The sequence below is a fragment of the Alteromonas sp. genome, assembly GCF_984505615.1.
Genome location: NZ_CFHOXV010000010.1, coordinates 47,033 through 67,971, shown reverse-complemented (window position 1 = coordinate 67,971; position 20,939 = coordinate 47,033). Strand labels below are relative to the sequence as shown.

At 49.9% G+C, this 20,939-nt stretch carries 17 protein-coding genes; 4 read left to right on the top strand and 13 right to left on the bottom strand.

The genetic code is table 11. The features are described 5' to 3' along the window. Positions 1 to 3: 3 nt before the first annotated feature. From kdsB to AC4PME_RS08560, 5 genes are all read right to left on the bottom strand, one after another. Positions 4 to 762 (bottom strand): 3-deoxy-manno-octulosonate cytidylyltransferase, encoded by a 759-nt coding sequence (gene kdsB / locus AC4PME_RS08580; RefSeq protein ID WP_491045346.1) that lies wholly within the window; start codon positions 760 to 762, stop codon positions 4 to 6. Beyond that, the gene (locus tag AC4PME_RS08575; RefSeq protein ID WP_491045347.1) at positions 762 to 956 is read right to left on the bottom strand and encodes a Trm112 family protein; all 195 of its coding nucleotides are present in this window, start codon (positions 954 to 956) and stop codon (positions 762 to 764) included. The genes kdsB and AC4PME_RS08575 overlap by 1 nt, the downstream gene beginning before the upstream one ends. Next, positions 946 to 1,962, bottom strand: coding sequence for a tetraacyldisaccharide 4'-kinase (gene lpxK, locus AC4PME_RS08570; protein WP_491045348.1), 1,017 nt, complete (start codon positions 1,960 to 1,962; stop codon positions 946 to 948). The genes AC4PME_RS08575 and lpxK overlap by 11 nt, the downstream gene beginning before the upstream one ends. 2 nt (positions 1,963 to 1,964) lie before the next feature. Continuing rightward, the gene (gene msbA, locus AC4PME_RS08565) at positions 1,965 to 3,713 is read right to left on the bottom strand and encodes a lipid A export permease/ATP-binding protein MsbA (RefSeq protein WP_491045349.1); all 1,749 of its coding nucleotides are present in this window, start codon (positions 3,711 to 3,713) and stop codon (positions 1,965 to 1,967) included. Between the two features lie 110 nt (positions 3,714 to 3,823). Then, positions 3,824 to 6,199 (bottom strand): DNA internalization-related competence protein ComEC/Rec2, encoded by a 2,376-nt coding sequence (locus AC4PME_RS08560; protein WP_491045350.1) that lies wholly within the window; start codon positions 6,197 to 6,199, stop codon positions 3,824 to 3,826. 35 nt (positions 6,200 to 6,234) lie between these two features. Between AC4PME_RS08560 and AC4PME_RS08555 the strand changes: the two genes are divergently transcribed. After that, positions 6,235 to 6,768: a DUF2062 domain-containing protein gene (locus tag AC4PME_RS08555; RefSeq protein ID WP_119501235.1), complete on the top strand. Its 534-nt coding sequence runs from the start codon at positions 6,235 to 6,237 to the stop codon at positions 6,766 to 6,768. Positions 6,769 to 6,879: 111 nt separating this feature from the next. Here AC4PME_RS08555 and ligA read toward each other — a convergent pair whose 3' ends face one another. Genes ligA through smc form a run of 4 tightly spaced genes read right to left on the bottom strand, consistent with a single transcriptional unit; the run spans position 6,880 to position 13,627 of the window. Beyond that, complete coding sequence (gene ligA / locus AC4PME_RS08550; RefSeq protein ID WP_491045351.1) at positions 6,880 to 8,925, bottom strand: NAD-dependent DNA ligase LigA; 2,046 nt, start codon at positions 8,923 to 8,925, stop codon at positions 6,880 to 6,882. 50 nt (positions 8,926 to 8,975) lie between these two features. Then, positions 8,976 to 10,154: a cell division protein ZipA gene (gene zipA, locus AC4PME_RS08545; protein ID WP_491045352.1), complete on the bottom strand. Its 1,179-nt coding sequence runs from the start codon at positions 10,152 to 10,154 to the stop codon at positions 8,976 to 8,978. A gap of 19 nt (positions 10,155 to 10,173) precedes the next feature. Then, positions 10,174 to 10,515 (bottom strand): hypothetical protein, encoded by a 342-nt coding sequence (locus AC4PME_RS08540; protein WP_491529560.1) that lies wholly within the window; start codon positions 10,513 to 10,515, stop codon positions 10,174 to 10,176. A gap of 28 nt (positions 10,516 to 10,543) precedes the next feature. Next, entirely contained in the window at positions 10,544 to 13,627 is a 3,084-nt protein-coding gene (gene smc, locus AC4PME_RS08535) for a chromosome segregation protein SMC (RefSeq protein WP_491529559.1), read from the bottom strand. A gap of 260 nt (positions 13,628 to 13,887) precedes the next feature. On the opposite strand from smc, the gene cysZ reads away from it, so the two are divergent. Then, a complete protein-coding gene (cysZ, locus tag AC4PME_RS08530; protein WP_491045354.1) occupies positions 13,888 to 14,631 on the top strand; it encodes a sulfate transporter CysZ in 744 nt (247 codons plus the stop codon). 8 nt (positions 14,632 to 14,639) lie between these two features. Here the strand turns inward: cysZ and AC4PME_RS08525 are convergent, their stop codons facing one another. Then, positions 14,640 to 16,124, bottom strand: a complete 1,485-nt coding sequence (locus AC4PME_RS08525) for an SEL1-like repeat protein (protein WP_491045355.1) — start codon at positions 16,122 to 16,124, stop codon at positions 14,640 to 14,642. 12 nt (positions 16,125 to 16,136) lie between these two features. Continuing rightward, positions 16,137 to 17,027: a lipoprotein NlpI gene (gene nlpI / locus AC4PME_RS08520; protein WP_119501229.1), complete on the bottom strand. Its 891-nt coding sequence runs from the start codon at positions 17,025 to 17,027 to the stop codon at positions 16,137 to 16,139. A gap of 109 nt (positions 17,028 to 17,136) precedes the next feature. On the opposite strand from nlpI, the gene cdd reads away from it, so the two are divergent. Beyond that, entirely contained in the window at positions 17,137 to 17,580 is a 444-nt protein-coding gene (gene cdd / locus AC4PME_RS08515; protein WP_491045385.1) for a cytidine deaminase, read from the top strand. A gap of 23 nt (positions 17,581 to 17,603) precedes the next feature. On the opposite strand, the gene AC4PME_RS08510 is transcribed toward cdd, so the two are convergent. Together AC4PME_RS08510 and pnp are read right to left on the bottom strand one after the other, a co-directional pair. Beyond that, positions 17,604 to 17,894: a DUF1244 domain-containing protein gene (locus tag AC4PME_RS08510; RefSeq protein WP_119501227.1), complete on the bottom strand. Its 291-nt coding sequence runs from the start codon at positions 17,892 to 17,894 to the stop codon at positions 17,604 to 17,606. Positions 17,895 to 18,001: 107 nt separating this feature from the next. Beyond that, on the bottom strand, positions 18,002 to 20,122 hold the full coding sequence (gene pnp / locus AC4PME_RS08505; protein ID WP_119501226.1) for a polyribonucleotide nucleotidyltransferase: 2,121 nt from the start codon (positions 20,120 to 20,122) through the stop codon (positions 18,002 to 18,004). A 261-nt stretch (positions 20,123 to 20,383) separates the two neighbouring features. On the opposite strand from pnp, the gene AC4PME_RS08500 reads away from it, so the two are divergent. Continuing rightward, on the top strand, positions 20,384 to 20,938 hold the full coding sequence (locus AC4PME_RS08500; protein ID WP_491045356.1) for an HNH endonuclease: 555 nt from the start codon (positions 20,384 to 20,386) through the stop codon (positions 20,936 to 20,938). Position 20,939: the final 1 nt, after the last annotated feature.

Below are 20,939 nucleotides of genomic sequence, written 5' to 3'. Positions count from 1 at the left end.
AAATCATTCTCCGTCATTCAGCAGTGCCAGAAGTCGTGTCAGATCATGCGGTGTATCAATACCCACAGGCGGTGGTTCGGATGCCACGTCAACATGGATTTTATCGCCGTACCACAAAGCCCGTAACTGCTCCAGTGACTCTGTATGTTCCAGCGAACTGGGCGTGTAACTGACATACTGATTCACATAACCTGCACGGTAAGCATATAAACCAATATGGCGAAGATAAAGGGAGGGATCAGTTCTGCCCGGATCGGTCATCATGCTGCTACGCTCAAAAGGGATCGCCGAACGGGAAAAATAGAGCGCTTCACCTTTGACGTTTCGTACAACTTTCACCATATTCGGGTTAAGCACATCATCTGCACTGTGCATTTCAGTGCCCAGTGTGGTCATGGCCACATCAGAGCGCTGTGACAGGTTTTCCACAACCTGACGGATGTTGGCAGCAGGTACGAAAGGTTCATCGCCCTGCACGTTTACGATAAGGGTATCATCCGCAAGGTTCTCTTTCTGAATGACTTCCGCAAGACGCTCAGTGCCGGATTCATGTTTGTCCGACGTCATCACCACCCGTGCGAAGCCCTCCGCTACAGCCGCTATACGGCTATCGTCGGTAGCGACAATCACAGCCGATGCGCCCGCTTCTGCCGCCCTCTCGGTCACATGCTGAATCATTGGCTTCCCATTGATATCAGCAAGGGGTTTACCCGGAAACCGGGAAGAGCCGTATCTGGCAGGAATGATAACGGTAAAGTCCATCAGCGGGCCGCATCCATGTCGTCTACTGATAACTTTGTGGCGTTCACTTCCATTAACACGGGAATACCGTGTTTCACCGGATAACTGAGGCGGTCAAAACGACACAACAAGGCCTGCTTATCCTGTGACAGGATCAATTTACCTTTGCATACAGGGCATGCAAGTACATCCAATAATTTAATGTCAAAGCTCATTGTTTATCCTTCTTCCGGCTTCAAACCGGGTATCCAGTAAGTCATAAAATTCTTCAGGTAATACAGCATCCACCGGCAAATACCAACAATCTTCATGGGCAAATGCCCTTGCCTTCACTGCGTCTTTCTCAGTCATGACCACCGTGTCCGGGGGAATATCTGCGGCGGTGAAATGATGATGATCGGGAAGCGGTTGTGTTGATGATAACGTTATTCCGTACATCTCTAACTGACGGAAGAAACGATCGGGATGACCAATCCCCGCCAGGGCATGAATACCGGATTTTGCGCAAACATCCTGAATCCCCGTCTTGCGTGCGGGCTCCAGGACATTACAAAAGTAACGCCCCTCAAGAGTCAGATTAAATGCAGGCGGTAAAGTAAGTTGTTGTTGCAAAGCCGTTAGATCAGCGTTGCCATTCAATATTATTCCGTCCACAGACGCCAGTCGCCAGGGCTTCTCCCGTAGTGGGCCCATGGGCAGCAAATGACCGTTTCCGGTTCCCCTGCTGTCCATGACTACCAGCTCAAGATCCCGTTCCAACGCATAATGTTGCAGCCCGTCATCGCAGATAATGACATCACAGTGTAATTCTTCCGCCAGCATTTTAGCCCCGCGAGCACGTACCGGGTCTATAACAACCGGCACGCCGGTACGTCCTGCAATTAACGCAGGCTCATCACCACAAACAGCTGCATCGTCGCCGGGCATAACACGATACGGATGATGCTGCATCGTGCCGCCATAACCACGGCTGAGTACACCGGGTTTCAATCCTTTTCTTTTAAAATGTTCTGTGATGGCCAGCACCACCGGCGTTTTGCCATTGCCGCCAACAGAAATGTTGCCCACAACAATAACAAACGCTCCGGGATGAGAACGCTTTTTTAAACCGGCTTTAAACAACCATCGACGGCAGGCACTGACAAAGGCAAATAACAAAGCCAGTGGCCACAACAGCCATACCCGCTTTGATTTCTGGTACCACAGCTTGTTGATATCCATGCTCAGTGAGTTTCACCAAACTGTAATGCATGCAACTGAGCATAATGGCCTTTTTTCGCCAGCAATTCGCTGTGACGTCCCTGCTCAAGAATACGCCCCTGATCGATGACGATGATCTGGTCTGCCTTTTCAATTGTTGACAAGCGGTGTGCCACAACCAGGGATGTACAGGACTTTTGCAGCTGTTCCAGTGCATCCTGAATCAGTTTTTCTGATTCCGTATCCAGCGCCGACGTTGCTTCATCTAAAATCAGTACCGGCGCTCTGGCGAGAATTGCACGGGCAATGGCAATACGCTGACGCTGACCACCCGAGAGCATCAGACCATTTTCACCGATGACAGTATCCAGGCCTTCGTCGAGCTGACCCACAAACTCGGTAACATGGGCCATCTTTGCCGCTTTTTCGATATCTTCCCGCGATACTTTATCCGTTACGCCGTATGCAATGTTGTTGGCGATGGAATCATTGAACAAGGTGACATGTTGGGAAACAGTGGCAAACTGTTTGCGCAGCGAACGCAGCTCAATGTCATTAATATTCATACCGTCCAACTGCACTTCCCCCTGCTGAGGCAGGTAAAAGCGGGTGAGAAGAGAAGAAATGGTAGATTTACCGCTGCCGGACTTACCGACCAGCGCAATGGTTTCCCCCGGTCTGGCTGAGAAACTGATGTCGGTCAGAGCCGGACGTTCTTTGCCGGGATAAGTGAAAGTCACATGATTAAAAGCGATGTTACCTTGCGCACGTTCCACTTTTTTAGTGCCGGTATTCACTTCAATCTCTTCATCCAGTATTTCAAAAATACTGTTACAGGCAGCCATGCCGCGCTGGTATTCATTATTCACGGTGGTCAGCTGTTTAAGTGGCTTAAGTAACATCACCATGTAAAACACAACGCTGATAAACGTACCCGCGGTCAGATTCGCCATAATGCCCGGCAGACTTGCCATGAACAACACCACAGCCAGGGCGACGGAGGCAATGACCTGGATAGACGACACACTCAAAATTTGCGTCACTGCCAGCTTCATTGTTTGCTGACGGTTGTGGTTATTTTTCTGTGCAAATCGGTTACGTTCGAAGTCCTGGCCCCCGAACATAAGGATAACTTTATGGCCTTTTACTGCCTGCTCAACCGACGCCGTCACACTTCCCATTGACTGTTGTATATTGCGGCTGACCTTCCTGAACCGTTTGCTGACCACTGCAACAATGATTGCCACCAGCGGGCCGATAATGAGAAAAATAAGAGACAACTGCCAGGACTGATACAGCATGACGACTAACAAACCAATAACCAGCGCCCCCTCACGAACGATGGTCAGCAACGCCTTGCTGGCCGCATTAGCCACCTGTTCAGTGTCGTAGGTCACTTTACTGATGAGTGCCCCGACGGCCTGCTGATCATGGAATGACACAGGTAAGTGCATGTACTTTTCGAACAACTGCTGGCGCATGGTCATTACAACCTGTGAGCCAATCCAGCTGAGGGTGTAGGTGCCCATAAAATTGAAAATACCGCGAAGGATAAACAGTGGTACGATGGCAATAGCCGCTATACGCAGAAAGTCACTGTCACCGTTACCAAGGGAGTCATCTATCAGAGGTTTAAGATTGGATATTACGTAGGTATCCAGCGCGGAATACCCAATCATACCGATTACGGCCACGAAAAAAGCGAGTTTATAGTTTCGCAGATACGTAAAAAAGCGGCGTTGGTTACTGGCCGCCGGGTCGGAATTTTGCATTTATTTTCATCACTTATTCGAATAACCGGCCCATTGTAACTGGAATCGGCTAAATTCCCAATGCGCGGTGTTAATGCCGGCCTCTGTTATGGTCATTAACGCCTGTATTTTCAATGCTGAGGCAGAGATACCTGTGTCCGTAAGTCGTACCAGCGGCGGCTGATATCTCTGTTGTAGCGTGTTACGCCGATCCCCTCATCAGCCAGGGTGAATTGTATGTAGCCGTTCAGGGCAGTCAGCAGAATAACTGAACCGGCTTCCCGGTAACGGGATTCAACGACGTCTTCAGGTAATTTCCAGCGATGATAAAAGCCGGACGTAAATACGGTGAACGAAGGTGACACTGCTTTTATGAAAGCCATTGATGATGAAGTGCTGCTGCCATGATGGGGTGCCAGTAATATGTCAGCGTTAAGGGCGGCATTATTATATAAAAGTGCGTATTCGGCACTGCGGTTTATATCGCCCGGAAGCAACACTGAATAACCATTGCCGGATACCAGCAAGACACAGGATAACCGGTTGCTGTCTTCCGTGTTGCCGTTTTCCGGCCACATGGCACGAAACTGTAATCCTTGCCACCGCCATCGTTTTCCGCTCTGACAGCCATTTGTATTTGATATCAAACTCCGGTTGAGCTCCAGCGGATGATCAGCCCTGCGATCTAACCAGGCAGAAACACCGCCGGCATGATCATCATCGCCGTGAGAAACTATCAGTTGATCAACGTGATGAATACCGGCCGCCTTCAGTGCCGGCAGTACCGTACTTGTCAGTGCGTTGCCTGTCTCCCATGAGGGACCGGTATCAATGATGACTGCACGGTTTCCCCTGGAAACTGCCAGTGCCGTGCCCTGGCCCACATCAAATACGTGCAGTTGCCAGGCATCTGTACTGAGCGGGAACCAGAAACTGATCGCCGGCACCGCCAGCATCATGGCACTGCGCTTCCGGTAGCGAAACAACGGTAATGACAACAGCAGCATTGACAGGAGCAGACAGAATGCAGCCTGACCGCTAACGCCTGTATTATCAAAGGCCGCCATATACGGGGAAATCACGCTGAGTTGCTGCGTCATCCATAGCAGGATGGTATCAGCCAAATCCAGCAACGTGTTTGTGAGACCATCGTTATAGTTCAGTACCAGCCCTGCCAGGCCAGCGGGCATCAGCAGTGTGATCACAGGAATTGCGATGAGATTAACGCCTGCCGTCAGCAAAGACACTGAACCGAAAAATATCAGCGTAAACGGCATTAACAATAATGAAATCAGGCACTGGGCGCGAATAACAAACATGATGCGGTGAAAGTATGAATACGATGAAGGTTTCCACCGCCAGCCAATGAATATTAAAACGCATACCGCACCGGCACTCAGATAAAAGCTGTTACTGAATACACTTAAGGGAGAAACCAGAATACACAGAAACACCATCACAAGCAGCCGGTGCCGCCAGCTCCAGCAGACTTTAAAAGTAAGCAGCAATGTGAACAATAAAATAAGCAGCCACGCGCGGGTTACCGGTACCTGCCAGTTGGCCAGCGCCGCATAGAGAGCTGTCATGAGGAGTGTTGCCACAGCAACTGTAAGCCGTATATTCATGCCGTTGTGCCCGGCACTGATTAGACGGGCAAAACAACTGAACACAACGCTGGTCAGTAAGGCAGACCATAAAGCCACCATACCTGCATGCAGACCCGAAATTGAAAACAGGTGCCCTGTTCCGGTTTTTTGCAGCAACTGCCAGTCATTGTCTGTCAGCAAAGAACGGTCGCCAGTCATTAAAGCCACCAGCCAGCGGGAGTAACCCGCTTTCTGCAAACGCTGACTTGCCCGGTAATGCAGACTGTCAGCCGGAGAAACAAGAGAACCGTTACCGAACGCTTTGACTGAACCCGTGGCAATCATTTTCATGCTGACCATTTTTGCCCGGCTATCGCCGTCAGGGTTCATTAACGGCGAAGCCGGCTTCAGATTAACCGTTAACTTCACCTGTTGATGAACAGCCAGCTCACCCATATTTTGTGGCAATTGAACACCGATGACCGGACGGAAGAAATAATGCCTGTCACCCAGTGTCGAAAGAGCAACATGCAACCACTGACCATTGTCATTTCTCTGCGTAAACGTTATCTGCCCCGTAACTATGACATCTTGTTGAATTTTGCCGGCAGGGAGTTGCCAAGCCAGGTAGCAATGCCCTACACTTGCCATCCAAATCAATCCGGACATTATCCCGCTGAGTAAATACGGCAGTACACTAAACTGTTTTTTACTGCGCACGTACCAGTTTGTAACACCACATAAACGACACCCTGCTTTCAGGGCGGTGCGGATGTGCATTTTGACATTGTGTGTGTGGATAATGGAGACGATACAGGCAAGAAGTACAATCCAGATTTTTCCCGGCAATACCGGCCAGAACCTCGCAGACAGCGAAGTCAGGCAGAATGCCAGCAGCCATAGCGCAGCGTGTTGATGCATGGATTGGTTACTTCGGATGAAATGAAATACGGTTTATGCCAAAAAAATTTATACGACGTTTTTTACCAGATCATCAAACGATAAAGCACAATCGTGCGCTACGGATCTTCGGCACAGTTTTGCATGAGCCGAACCTGTGGCATCTGAACCGTCGTTCAGCAGCTAACGCGTTTGGTATTGGTTTGTTTTTCGCTTTCTGGCCTGTTCCGTTTCAAATGTGGTTGTCTGCCGCCACTGCTATTCCCTTCCGTGCAAATCTCCCCCTCTCTGTAGCAACCGTGTGGATCACGAACCCGTTTACCATGCCGCCAATTTTTTACGGTGCTTACAAGGTAGGTACAACGGTACTGGGTACAGAGCCCAGACACTTTGAATTGCAGTTCAGCTGGAAATGGATAATTGAAAGTATCAGCACCATCGGCCCGGCCTTCCTCGTCGGCTGCGGGATCTGTTCAGTCATATTTGGTTTGCTGGGGTATTTCGGACTGAACTGGATATGGCGTTTCTCTGTGAGAAAATCATGGAATGCACGTAAAGAAGCCCGTAAACAACGGGCCTCAAAAGTTTAAACCGGATTTAACGGTCTTCGCTGATCTTTTGACAAAATATCCCAGCAAATTACTTCTGCACAAAAAGCTTGCCGGTATCACAGCACCGGCAAACTGATGGCAGATTTTAATTTATTCGCCTGAAAGATTATGTTCGCGAAGAAAACTGAGCAGCTTTTCTTCATCCCACACATCAACGCCTAAATCCTGCGCTTTGGTCAGTTTTGAGCCGGCTTTTTCTCCTGCTACAAGGAAGTGGGTTTTCGCTGACACTGAGCCGGCAACTTTCGCCCCCAACTGCTGCAGCAATGCTTTTGCCTCATTGCGTCCCATGGCCGTCATGGTACCGGTCAGTACGCAGGTCTGGCCTTCCAGAGGCAAATCCCCTGCATCTGCAACCTGAATAGCCGGCCAGTTCACACCTGCAGCAACGAGATCATCGATAATGGCACGGTTATGCTCTTCGTGCACAAAATGGTAAATGTGTGTCGCCACCACTTCACCCACATCCGGCACTTCTTTCAGGGCTTCAATGTCTGCGGCAAACAACGCATCCAGATCTTTAAAATGTGTGGCCAGATTCGACGCTGTCGCTTCGCCTACTTCCCTGATCCCCAGAGCATAAAGAAATCTGGGCAAGGTGGTGGTTTTAGCCTTTTCCAGTGAAGTAAGCAAATTCGAAGCTGACTTTTCTGCCATACGTTCAAGACTGACCAGATCGCCTAACGATAAATGAAAGAATTCAGCAGGACTCTTCACCAGTCCGGCATCCACCAGTTGATCAACCAGCTTATCGCCCAGGCCGTCAATATCGAAAGCTTTGCGTGAAGCAAAATGTTTAAGTGCCTGTTTGCGTTGTGCAGCACATACCAGTCCGCCGGTACATCGTGCTACAGCTTCGCCCTCAGCTTTCTCAACATGAGAATCACACACGGGGCAATTGGCAGGGAATATAATATCCGTAGCATCCTCAGGCCGCTTTGCCTCAACCACAGAAACAACCTGTGGTATCACATCACCGGCTCTGCGGATAACCACAACATCACCCACTTTGACACCCAGACGTTGGATCTCATCCTGATTATGAAGCGTAGCGTTAGATACCGTAACACCACCCACAAACACAGGTTCCAGACGTGCCACAGGCGTAATGGCACCGGTCCGGCCAACCTGAAACTCCACATCCAGTAAGCGTGTCATTTCTTCCTGTGCAGGAAACTTCTGTGCAATTGCCCAGCGGGGAGCGCGGGCGACAAACCCCAGTGTTTGCTGCAAGTCTATGCGGTCAACTTTGAATACCACACCATCGATGTCGTAAGGTAACTGCTCACGCTGCTCAAGAATACGCTGATAATAAGCCAGACAACCCTTCGCACCTTCAGCCACATCAACCTCAGGGCACAACGGCAGGCCCCAGCTACCCAGCGTTTTAAGCCGCGCGCTGTGAGTATCTTCCAGTCCGAAATCCTGTGGTGAAACGACACCCAGTGAGTAGGCGTAAAACATCAGTGGCCGTTTTGCAGTAATACGGCTGTCCAGTTGCCTCAGACTGCCAGCAGCGGCATTACGGGGATTGGCAAATACTTTATCGCCTTTTTCTCGCTGGCGTTCATTAAGCGCATCAAAGCCGGCCTTTGGCATAAACACTTCACCACGCACTTCGATACGGGCGGGCAAATCGTTACCTTTAAGGCGAAGGGGCACATTGCCGATGGTCTTAACGTTCTGCGTGATATTTTCCCCTGTCTGCCCGTCACCCCGTGTTGCAGCCTGTACAAGCACACCGTCTTCATACAGAATACTGACAGCCAGGCCATCCAGTTTAGGCTCACAACTGAACATTAAAGCAGAATGGTCTTTCAGGCGGTCACCAATACGTTTTTCAAAGGCGTTCAGTGAAGCTTCATCAAAGGCATTATCCAGCGATAGCATAGGAACTTCGTGGGTGACCTGCTCAAAGGCGGCAAGGGGCGCACCACCTACTTTCTGAGACGGCGAATCCGCTGTCAGCAGGTCCGGATGGGCGGCTTCCAGTGATTTAAGCTCCTGCATGAGCCGGTCGTATTCAGCGTCAGGTACAGAAGGAGCATCTTCCACATAGTACTGGGTATTATAACGGGTGATAGTGTCGCGCAGCGTCTCTATACGACTGGCAACGGAGGCTTTATCTGTTGACATAAAGTGTCTCTTGCAAAGCGCTGCTACAGCAGGGTAACAGCGCTGATGGATCAGTGGCGGGTAATCATTCGCTTGCGTTCAAATTCGCGGATTTTTTCCATGTATTGCTGCAATCCCTGTTTGGTCAGTACACTGCGGCGACCGTCCAGAATTTGCGCATTGAATTCGTCAGCAATTTTCCGGGCTGCATTATGCATCATGTTGAAAACCTGATGGGCATCAACCCCGTCGATGGGCAGGATCATGAATAATGACACACCCTGAGTGGTAAAGTTCTCCAGGTTATCAATATCGAAAACCCCCGGCTTGAACATATTGGCCAGACTGAAGAGTACTGGTCCCTTACCATTTGAATTCACATGACGGTGGAAAATATCCTGATCACCGAACTTAAACCCTAATGTGAGTAATAAAGGCAATAATGCGGCACCTGAAATAGGTGTGTCGTCCTGAGCCCGTACGTTAACAACGAGCACCTCCTGCTCCACATCCTCTGAAGGCGCAGCGCCGGACTCTGCAGCCGGCTGGCTCTGACTGTCGTCGAAATCAATTCTCATCTGGTCATCACCGAAATTCGGTTCCTGACGACGACGCAGCAAACCCCGCTTCTTAGCAACTTTCTTGCTGTCAGTATCGATGTCATGGTCTGAGCTTTGTTCGTCAGACGCATTGCCTTTAACTGCCGGCTCAACTTGCTGGGCATCCAGCGTAAAATCATCAGCCTGCGGTTCATCTGCGACGGCTTTTTGCTCTTTACGAATAAGAAACTCAGGCGGATCCGGGATGGGATCGTCATCTGGCTGCTCCGGCGAAACATGCCGGTTACCCTGCATATGAGGTTTAGGGTTAGTCACCACTGAACCATACAGCTTGGTTGCCTGCGTCTGAGGTTCCGGCTTCGAAACTGTCTCTTCGCCCGTGTCTTCATTAACCGGACGGGAGATTGACGGCTCAGATTCTTCATCATCGCCGGTGTCTGCTACAGGTTTAGCAGAGGAAACCACTCTTACCGCTCCCAGACCTAAATCATCATAACCTTTATGATCGTCGCCCTGCTCTGCAGACCAGTCGTCCTGTTCTTCTGAATTGTCATCCTGCCACTGGCCGGGTTCAATACGCTCTTTCTTGGTCGCATTGTTATTTTTTCTGATTTTCCAGATACCATGGGCGAGCACGCCAATAATAAAACAGGTACCCAGGATAAGGAGTGATAAACGTAGTTCATCCATTTAATTCGTTCGCCCTTTGTTATGCTTCGACGAAGGCCATGGCTTCATCAACATCTACAGCAACCATGCGGGAAACCCCTGGCTCTGCCATAGTGACACCAGTGAGGTGCGTTGCCATTTCCATCGCAATCTTATTGTGGGTGATATAGATAAATTGCACCGACTTTGACATTTCTGATACCAGTTTACAGAAACGCCCCACGTTGGCATCGTCCAGCGGCGCATCCACTTCGTCAAGTAAACAGAAGGGCGCCGGATTCAACCGGAAAATTGCAAACACCAATGATAAAGCGGTTAACGCTTTTTCTCCACCGCTTAAAAGGTGAATTGTACTATTTTTCTTACCGGGCGGCCGGGCCATAATTGTCACACCGGTCTCAAGCAGATCATCATCTGTCAGCGCCGCCAAATACCTTAGGAAAGAGTTGTTTCAAATCCTCATTCACCTGTTCAAAGGTTGCTGAGAAACGGGTTTTGGTTTCTTTGTCTATTTTACGGATAGCGCTTTGCAGCGTATCCAGCGCAGATACCAGGTCATCAAACTGCGTATCGAGATGCTGTTTTCGTTCCGCCTGCGTCTCATATTCTTCCACGGCCGCCAGATTCACCGCCCCCAGACGGGCAACCGCTGCGGTGGTTTTTTCCAGTTCTTGTTGCCAGCTCTTTTCATCCGCGGTGTCATCCAGGTCAGGTAAGATTTCTTTCAGAGACTGACCGGTTTCCTGCAATAATTCGAGTACCGACATGGCCCTTACACGGGCGCCTTCGATATCAATTTTTAACCCGTCAATAACGGTGTTCCGCTGCTGAATTTTTACAGCTACGCCATGATGCCCCTGCTGCGCTTCCCTCAGCAGGGCTTCAACATCGCTTAACGCATTCTGCTTTTCTATACGCAACGCTTCCTGCACTTCGCGGTCGTCGAGTAATTGCGCAAGTTGTGCTTCATGCATCGCCATAGGTTGACTAAGGGACTGTTTTTCCTGTGTTAACGCGTCTTCACGCTGACGGTATTCAGCCAGCTGCGCTTGGTTACGCGTTACCTGTTCGCGGTATAATTGCTGCTGATTTCGCTGCTGCTGTACAGACAGTTCAAGCTGATGTTTACGGGATTTCTGCTGCTCTGCAGACTGCCTCGCATCCTGCTGTTCGTGCTCGAACCTTTCCCGCTCTGACGACGCATTCTGCTCCTCTTCCTCCGCATCCATCAACTGCATTTCCAGCACTTCAAGCTGAGCCGTCAATGTATCAAGTTGTTCATCATCCCCGGCCAGAGTCTGCTTTTGTCGGGTAAGTTCATCGCGGATTTTTTGCTGCCGTAAGGCTAACTGGGCAACTTCCTGCTTCAGCATGGCTACCTGATGTGCAGCCTGCTGTTGTTGCTGAGCAGAGCGCACCTGCGCCTGCCTGGTGATTTCAAGATGCTCTTCCGCCCGTGTTTTTTCCTCTGCGGCACTGTCTGCCTGAAACTGAAGTTCTGCAAGCTGTTCGCTCAGGCTGTCAATTTCGCTCTGCAATTGCGCCATTTGCGCATGACGCTGCAGTGCACCTGCACTGTCTTCCTGCACGGTTCCTCTTAACAGCCAGTCTGCAGATAACCATTCTCCGGTTTCAGTGACTACCGATTCACCGGCAGCCAGCGCCGGCAATAACGTGCGCGCTGCCGCCAGGTCAGCGACAAGACGGATACGGTAAAACAATGACGGGATGTAGCCGTCATTCAAACATGACGCCAGTGTGCCTTCTGCAGGTGGTCTGTCTGTATGAAGAGGCAAAATCCTGTGCCCCTGCGGAAAATGTTCTGCAGACGCTATGAGGGTTTCCACTGGAAACTCTGCTGCCACCAGCGGGTTGTTTAACCACACAGTGACTTTTTCAATCAGCGCCTCAAATCCCGGCTTTACGTTGATACTTTTCCACAGTAATGCGACACCCTCAGGGAGTTCACCTGCTTCAGCTTCCGCCAGTTCCTGCAACGCTTCAAGGGCTGCAAAACGGGAAGCCGCCTGGTCCAGTTCCCGCTGACAACCTGCCTGCGCAGCGGTTGCCGTCTGATATAGTTCTGATGCGGCATTAAGCGCATCTTTACTGATAATCACTTCATCTTCAGCTATAGCGGATTTTTCTGCGGCCAGCTCCTGCTCAGCCTGCGCCTCTTCGAGACGCTCACTCAACGTGTCATCATCCAGTGCCGTCAGCTCATCATTCAATTCACCGATGCGCTGTGTTGTGCGCAGTTGCATACTGGTCACCGACTGGATCTGGCTGTGTAATCCCTGCACCTTTTGCTTAAGAGAATGATAGTGTTGTTCCTGTTCACGACGCTTGCGGTTGTAGTCCCTTAACGCAGATTCTGCAGATTCAGCCCGCTCTTCAGCCTGGAAGATCGTTTCTTCTAACATCAGCAGTTCAGGCTCAGACTGTTCAAGAGACATATCTGCCTTCTCAAGTGCCTGCTCAGCTTCCTGAAGCGACGCCGCTAACAGTTCACGGCGCTGATGAAGATCTTCCAGTTCAGCTGAAATCTGATTGTCACGCTGCTGGCTGTGAAGGGTGTTCTGTTCAATGCGGGTAATTTGTGTGGAAATAGTGAACACAGCCTGCTGTACGTCATCCAGTGCCGTTTTAATGTCTTCAGACTGCGTGCGGTATTTCTCGATACCGGCCTCATCACCACGCTGCTGTGCAATCAGTGCATCCAGCTCATTTTGTTCTTTTGCCAGTTCACCTTCAATCTTTTCTATATGCTGCGTGTGTTTGAGCCAGCGGATGGCAGACAGTTCACCTTTCAGTTTCCGTTCACTGGCCTTCAGGGCCTTATAGCGTTGAGCGGCAGCCGCCTGACGTTGCAGCTTTTCCAGTTGCCGGCCAAGTTCACCCCGCACGTCTTCCAGCCGTTCAAGATTGTCCTGTGTGTGCCGGATACGGTTTTCAGTCTCCCTGCGGCGCTCTTTGTATTTTGATATGCCGGCAGCTTCTTCTATAAATACCCGCAACTCCTGCGGCTTTGACTCAATCAAACGGGAAATCATGCCCTGTTCGATAATGGCATAACTGCGGGGGCCGAGACCGGTTCCCAGAAACAAATCGGTCACATCCCGGCGTCGGCAACGGGTGCCGTTAAGAAAATACAGAGACTGGGCATCGCGGGTTACCAGCCGTTTCACGGCCAGTTCATTATACTGAGCGAATTCACCACCAATGCGACCGCTGCTGTTATCGAAAACCAGTTCAACTGAACACTGACCGACAGGTTTTCGCGCTGAGGAGCCGTTGAATATGACATCCGTCATGGCGTCGCCACGGAGGTTCTTTGCTGAACTTTCCCCCAGCACCCAGCGTACCGCATCAATCACATTGGATTTACCGCAGCCGTTCGGCCCGACTATAGCTGTCATATCGCCGGGAAAAGGAATGGTGGTAGGATCGACAAAGGACTTAAACCCGGCCAGCTTAATTTTTTTCAGGCGCACAAAAACCTCTCAGAGAAAAGGAGATTCAAGTTGCCATCAGCCAAGCTGAAGAATGCCTGAAATTGCAGCATAAATAACGGGTTACCGGTGATCAGCGCATAGGAAAATTATTGTTATCCGCTGACTCTATCAAAACTCACACGCTGTAACAATTGGGTTTTCTCACCGCATGCGGATACAGGTATACTGCATGTGCATACTGGCCCGGCAATTTGAATCCGGATCAGAACCCATTTTCAAGTGCAGCTTCAGGAGACGTAATGCAAAATAAAAGCGGACTCAGTTATTTTATGACCGGCTTTTCACTGATTAAAACAAAGGGCCTGAAACGGTTTGTATTCATCCCGCTGACGGTTAATTTGCTGCTTTTTTCCGTGGCATTTTACTTTCTGTTCGGCGAAATAGGAGAAGGCATTAGCTGGCTGATGAGCTTAATCCCGCAATGGCTGGACTGGCTTCGTGGTGTGATCAGCTTTTTCCTCTGGCCTCTTGCAGTCCTGTCAGTGCTGCTGATTTTTGCATTGGTTTTCGGTACCCTGGCTAACTGGATAGCGGCTCCTTTTAACGGCATTCTGGCCGAAAAAGTTGAGCGTCACCTCACTGGTCAGTCAATCGGCGATGACGGTCTGCTGGACTTAATTAAAGATGTACCACGGATGCTGGGAAGAGAATTCGCCAAGTTAATCTGGTACATCCCCAGAGCCATTGTGTTTTTAATCCTGTTTCTTCTTATCCCTGTCATCGGCCAGGTGTTATGGTTTATGTTCAATGCGTGGATGATGGCCATTCAGTATTGTGACTATCCCTACGACAACCATAAAGTACCGTTTAAGGTGATGCGGGCGCACCTGGGAAAACATAAGACACTGTGTTTCTCTTTCGGCGTGGGCGTGAGCTTATTTTCCCTTATTCCGCTGGTGAACTTTATCGTTATGCCGGTGGCTATTTGTGGTGCCACCGCCATGTGGGTTGAACGTCTGAAGCCCGGTTTACAAAGCCGCTGAAAACAGTTTTAAAACGGTAACGGTTCCTCGTCGTCTTCTTCAGGAACCGTTTCTTCCGGGTCTCCCTTTCCTGCTCCGAGAAAGGCATTGTATTTATCCAGCCATTTTCCGGCCTTGCGGGTTTGCCCTGCCTTTTGAAAAGACTGAAACAAATTCATGAATACCGGACGCTGGGCTTCAGGGCGTGAAAGTTGCTGACGCCACAAAGCCATGTAGATTGGTGGAATATCCCCGCTGTCATGGTGTTCAAGAAAGGTAATATGCCCGGAAGGTTTATAGGCACGGATATCGGAACGGGCGCAACTTTGTGCCGGCCAGATCCCGACACCGGGTTGCAATGCCTGCCAGTTATCCAGTGTGGAGAGAGGTGAATAGGTAATTTTGCCGTCGAAAATCAGATTTGGGGCATCCCCACTGCCGCAGTACCGTTTGGCGGCATTTTTCCCCAGCGCATATTCATCAACAAATCCGGCAAAGTGCGCCAGCTCATGAACAAAAACCGCATAGGAGTCAATCAGGTCGAGAAACATTACACCGTTATTTACGTTGGCTTTACCCTGCTCTGCAATAATCACAGCATGGGTTAATCCCCGCTTTTCCACCGCGTTGGCAAGGGGCCTTACATCACAACCGAGGCGTCCCTGTCCTTTCCAGTCGCCACCACAGTTCAGACTGTCATCCGTCAGCCACACCGGCGCATCCAGACAAATTGCCAGTGACTGCAGGCGTTTGTCTTTGCGGAATTCTGTTACGATTTCATCGGCTTTTACAATGGTCGATAACGAAGTAGCAAACAGACCTATTTTCTGGCTGCAACTTTCATCCGTTCTGGCTTTAGCCGGCACTGAGGCTGCGCTGTAGGGTGAATAGGTTGACAGAATACGTCTGACCTTCCCCGCCATTTCATGACCGCTGTCAGCAGCCTGAGCAATCCATTTACCGGCAGCCTTACGTTTACCGTCTGCCCACAGCAATCTGCCATACTGAAAAGCACTTTGCGGATAATCATTAGCGGTTACACGAAGCCAGGGTCTGGCTTCTTCCGGTTGGGCATGCAGTAAGTACCAGTCGGCAAGTGCCGCCTGACCCGGCAAATAACCTTGTCCGGCGGCCCGTTTAAGCCAGGTTTCCCGTTTTACCGGGTCATCCGTTGTCATGGCAAAGGCCAGCTGAGCTTCGGGCACATTGCCGATAGCTGCCAGGCTCATCAACCGGTCACTTTTCGCATCATCGCCGACCAGTTGATACAGTGCCCAGGCCGCATCGGCGTTATCCAGAGCAACCAGCTTATTAAGCCAGAACGCTGACCCCTGCATAGTGGCCCAGGCTACAAGGCGGTCTTCTGCTACACCGCTGCCGTTTGAGGCTGCCAGCCATAACAGTGAAGCAGGGTTCGATGCGGACTCTGCATTGTGAAGGAGTTGACGGGTATCACGACCTGAGTCAGACCCTACCAGCAATATAGCCAGCAGTGCTACGATAAATCCACGCATACAGGATTCGGGTTATTCAGTATCGTCAGCGGGATGGCGCAAACGGTTCAGCTCAATTCTGGCATAACGGTGCTCCACATAATCATACACATTGGTACTGAGAGCCAGCTTGAAATAATTTGAAGCGATACCCTTGTTTCCCAGCGCGCTATGGTATTTACCGAGATAGAAATAAGCCTCACAAAGACGATCTGTCAGCTCTTTCTGGCTGGAGATGCCTTCGATAAGCGAATTGAGTAATGCCGTTTCACTGGATGTGCCTAAAAACAAATCAACCAGTTTCACCGCCCAGTGTCCGGGATTAAGCCCCGGCCGCACGGCGACCAGCCAAGCCTTAGCATCAACCGGATCGATATCGTGTTTGGCAAAGAATGTCCACAAAACCCTGAAAGGGTCTGTTTCGTCTTTGGTCTGAAAAGTGGTGAGATCGTCGATGGCCAAATCAGCGCGACCGCCGTAGTACAGTGCAATACCACGGTTTAAAAATGCGAAGTCATATTCCGGATCGATATCAAGGGTAGAATCAAATGCTTCGTATGCCTGAATAAAATCCAGCTGCTGCACAAAATGAATTCCGATTGAATTATACGCTTCCGCCATGTCCGGCTTGAGTTGCAAAGCCTGCGTGTAATCATACTGCGCCAGACCTGCCAGGCCGACACTGTCGTACAACATACCGCGCTGATAAAGTAACTCTGCACGATCCCCGTCGGGAATAGTCGCATTCGCCAGTACCTGATTGTACCGCGCAATTGCCATTTGAGAGCGTGGATTAACCGGCGCTGGTTCTGCGAGTAACAGATTCCCCATTTCTCCTTTGGGTTGCGCTTGTTGTGAACTGGCACAGCCGGACACAGAGACCGCCAGATAAGAAAAAAAGATGAGACTAATGACTTTACGCATGTTAAAAATGGATTCACTCGCTATGAAAATGACGTGGCGCGGGCAAACTGTCTTCCTGACAGTCATCCGATGGCTGACACCATCGCCGATTTGGTAAAAAAAGTAAAGCCTGAGCCACCAGAGAGATGTAATGGAAAATAAAAGAATAACACAACTGAAAGAAACAGCCCAGGCAGCAAAGCAACATGCCCATGCCCCCTACTCCGGTTTTCATGTAGGTGCCGCCGTGCTCACCACCGGTGACAGTATCTTTGCCGGCTGCAATGTTGAGAACGCGGCTTATCCGCTTGGCCAGTGTGCAGAAGCCACAGCCATCGGAGCAATGATTGCAGGAGGCGCCCGACAAATTAAGGCCATTGTAATAGCCAGTCCCAATGACAGTTTCTGCTTCCCCTGCGGCGGATGCAGGCAAAAAATAGCTGAGTTTGCAGGTGATGACACACCGGTGATTCTGGTGACTGACAACGGTAAAACAGAAACCTATACAGTTGGCGATTTACTGCCCCATGCTTTTCGTTTCAGTAATTTACAGGCTGATAAAGAACACGCATAAAAAAACGGCCTGCCGGCCGTTTTCTATTTTTTCTTCGCTTCCATGGCTGCGAGCTGCTCAGCAGTAGCCGGCAACTGGTGTTTTTCCTTCCACTCGCTGTAAGGCATACCGTAAACCGCTTCCCTGGCCGCCTCGTAATCTACGTCAACACCTTCATCTGCCGCTGCCTTGCTGTACCATTTAGCCAGACAGTTACGACAGAAATCCGCAAGGATCATCAGGTCGATATTCTGCACCTGTTTATTATCATCCAGATGTTTCAGTAACCGGCGGAAGGTTGCTGCTTCAATTCTGGTCTGTTCATCGCTGGTCATATTCCACTCCTGATCATTATCCGTGTGCAACGGCGAGCCGGCAACGGACAGGTAAAAAACAAAAAGGGCGCCAGAAGCGCCCTTTTCAACAAGGTGAAAATAAAAGCTTATTCGCCTTTATCTTCTTTAGCTTCTGCAGGAGCCGGCTTTTCAAGCAGCTCTTTGATGCTCAGACGTACACGGTTCTGACGGTCAATTTCCATGACTTTCACGTCAACCATTTCGCCTTCTTTCAGGTAGTCGGTCACTTTGTTCACACGCTCGTGAGCAATTTGTGAAATGTGAACCAGACCTTCCTTACCAGGCAGCACTTCTACGAATGCACCGAAGTCTACGATACGGGTGATCTTACCGTTGTAGGTTTTGCCTACTTCGATTTCAGCCGTTACGCCTTCAATCATACCGATCGCGATATCTGCTTTAGCACGCTCAGTGGCGAAGATCTTGATAGTACCGTCATCTTCGATTTCGATGTTGGTATCAGACGCTTCAGTGATAGAGCGAATCATCGCGCCACCTTTACCGATTACGTCACGGATCTTGTCCTGATCAATCTTCATGGTGTAGATGCGTGGAGCAAATTCGCTCAGCTCTTCACGGTGACCGGTGATCGCCTTATCCATTACGCTGAGAATGTGTAAACGGGCTTCTTTTGCCTGCTTAAGTGCAATCTGCATAATTTCTTTGGTGATACCTTCGATCTTAATATCCATCTGCAGTGCAGTGATACCTTCGGTAGTACCGGCTACTTTAAAGTCCATGTCACCCAGATGATCTTCGTCACCCAGAATGTCAGACAGAACCACGAAGTTTTCGTCGCTCTTAACCAGTCCCATTGCAATACCCGCAACAGACGCTTTAATTGGTACACCGGCATCCATCAGCGCCAGAGAAGTACCACATACAGACGCCATAGAAGATGAACCGTTAGATTCAGTGATTTCAGAAACCACACGCACTACATACGGGAATTCTTCATCAGAAGGCATAACCGCCTGAATACCACGTTTCGCCAGACGACCGTGGCCGATTTCACGACGCTTAGGCGAACCGATCATACCGGTTTCACCCACACAGTATGGAGGGAAGTTGTAGTGCAGCATGAACTTGCTGTCACGCTTGCCCTGCAGTTCATCAATCATCTGTGCGTCACGTTCTGTACCTAGAGTGGCAACAACCAGAGCCTGAGTCTCACCACGGGTGAAAACAGCAGAACCGTGAGTACGTGGCAATACGCCAGTCGCAACGTCAAGGGCACGAACCATAGCAGGATCACGACCGTCAATACGTGGCTCACCAGCCAGGATGCGTGAACGTACTACATCACTTTCCAGGTCGTGCAGCAGATCAGAAGCTTCTTTAGCATCTTGCTCTGGATTTTCTTCCAGAATTTTTGCCAGTGCTTCTTCAGTAACTTTTGTTACTGCGTCTTTACGCTCAAGCTTGTCAGAGATCTGGTAAGCCGCAGTCATGCCGCTTTCAGCCAGTTCTTTTACTTTCGCTTTCAGTTCGGTGTTTTCAGCTTTAGGCGCCCAGTCCCATGCCGGAGTATTTACTTCAGCAGCGAAAGACTTAACCGCTTCCACAACTGCTTGCGACTGTTCGTGACCGAACATTACCGCACCCAGCATCACGTCTTCAGACAGTACGCTGGCTTCAGATTCAACCATCAGAACCGCACTTTCAGTACCGGCAACCACCAGGTCAAGCTGGCTTTCAGGCTGCTCAGAGAAACGTGTATTCAGGATGTACTCGCCATCTTTGTAACCTACACGGGCTGCACCAACAGGACCGTTGAATGGAATACCGGAGATAGCCAGTGCCGCAGACGTACCAATCAGTGAAATGATGTCAGTCGGGATTTCAGGGTTCGCAGAAAGTACGGTAACAACAACCTGTACTTCATTGAAAAAACCTTCCGGGAACAGTGGACGGATTGGACGGTCAATCAGACGGGCTGTCAGTGTTTCGCCTTCTGAAGGACGGCCTTCACGCTTGAAAAAGCCACCCGGGATTTTACCGGCAGCGTAAGCTTTTTCCTGATAGTTAACCGTTAACGGGAAGAAATCCTGATCGGCTTTCGCTTCTTTTTTACCAACTACAGTTACCATCACAGAGGTATCGTCCATGCTGGCGATGACGGCTGCAGTTGCCTGACGTGCGATAACGCCAGTTTCCAGAGTTACAGTATGCTGACCATACTGAAAAGAATGAGTAATAGGAGTCACTATTTGTCCTTTATTTTCTTTAATATATATATTCGCTTTTGAACGCGGCGCATAGTATAGCCGCGATAATTACCTAATGCCATTATCAAATGCCTGAAAGCCGCTGACTGCCGGATTTATCTCCTTAAACTGCAAAGATTTTTTGATTTGCTGTTTGCAGGCGAATTAAACAACAAAAAAACTTGGCAATTGATTACTTTTTCATCATATTGAAATATAAAGCAGTATGCTATAAGAGTCACACATGAGGAGATGTCCCTGATGCTGGTATTAAGACTCAACAAAGCGGGTATGCCACAGGAATGGGTTTTGCCCGAAGAGGCTGCAAGGCTTTATTGTCAGGACAAAGTGTTGTTCGAACTTGGTGCGACCGCCTGTACCCTGCACGGTGGCTGGAATAATGCCGGAATCCGGAGCGAACTGACGTTATCCAGCATTATTGCCTGCGACGGAAATGTGACTGATGTAAGCGGAAAAATTGCATTATGTAACCGTTATCTTTTCCGCCGGGATGATCATTTATGCCTGTATTGCGGTCAGCGCTTCAGCCCCGGCCAGCTCACCCGCGACCATATCATTCCACGATCCCGTGGTGGTCAGGATAAATGGACGAATGTCGCCACGGCCTGCGGGCGCTGTAATCACGCCAAGGGAGCCCGTACACCGGAAGAAGCTAACATGCCGTTACTTGCCGTTCCTTTCAGGCCAAATCTTTATGAACGTTTCTACCTGATGAACCGGCGTATTCTGGCTGACCAGATGGCCTTTCTGAGCAGTCACTTTTCACGACAGCGTAACTGGCAGGATGGCGTATAGC

What these genes read in the sequence shown, in the direction of transcription:
- kdsB (WP_491045346.1), bottom strand. Translation starts at nt 762, where the DNA reads ATGGACTTTACCGTTATCATTCCTGCCAGATACGGCTCTTCCCGGTTT.
- AC4PME_RS08575 (WP_491045347.1), bottom strand. Translation starts at nt 956, where the DNA reads ATGAGCTTTGACATTAAATTATTGGATGTACTTGCATGCCCTGTATGC.
- lpxK (WP_491045348.1), bottom strand. Translation starts at nt 1,962, where the DNA reads ATGGATATCAACAAGCTGTGGTACCAGAAATCAAAGCGGGTATGGCTG.
- msbA (WP_491045349.1), bottom strand. Translation starts at nt 3,713, where the DNA reads ATGCAAAATTCCGACCCGGCGGCCAGTAACCAACGCCGCTTTTTTACG.
- AC4PME_RS08560 (WP_491045350.1), bottom strand. Translation starts at nt 6,199, where the DNA reads ATGCATCAACACGCTGCGCTATGGCTGCTGGCATTCTGCCTGACTTCG.
- AC4PME_RS08555 (WP_119501235.1), top strand. Translation starts at nt 6,235, where the DNA reads ATGCCAAAAAAATTTATACGACGTTTTTTACCAGATCATCAAACGATA.
- ligA (WP_491045351.1), bottom strand. Translation starts at nt 8,925, where the DNA reads ATGTCAACAGATAAAGCCTCCGTTGCCAGTCGTATAGAGACGCTGCGC.
- zipA (WP_491045352.1), bottom strand. Translation starts at nt 10,154, where the DNA reads ATGGATGAACTACGTTTATCACTCCTTATCCTGGGTACCTGTTTTATT.
- AC4PME_RS08540 (WP_491529560.1), bottom strand. Translation starts at nt 10,515, where the DNA reads ATGGCCCGGCCGCCCGGTAAGAAAAATAGTACAATTCACCTTTTAAGC.
- cysZ (WP_491045354.1), top strand. Translation starts at nt 13,888, where the DNA reads ATGCAAAATAAAAGCGGACTCAGTTATTTTATGACCGGCTTTTCACTG.
- AC4PME_RS08525 (WP_491045355.1), bottom strand. Translation starts at nt 16,124, where the DNA reads ATGCGTGGATTTATCGTAGCACTGCTGGCTATATTGCTGGTAGGGTCT.
- nlpI (WP_119501229.1), bottom strand. Translation starts at nt 17,027, where the DNA reads ATGCGTAAAGTCATTAGTCTCATCTTTTTTTCTTATCTGGCGGTCTCT.
- AC4PME_RS08510 (WP_119501227.1), bottom strand. Translation starts at nt 17,894, where the DNA reads ATGACCAGCGATGAACAGACCAGAATTGAAGCAGCAACCTTCCGCCGG.
- AC4PME_RS08500 (WP_491045356.1), top strand. Translation starts at nt 20,384, where the DNA reads ATGCTGGTATTAAGACTCAACAAAGCGGGTATGCCACAGGAATGGGTT.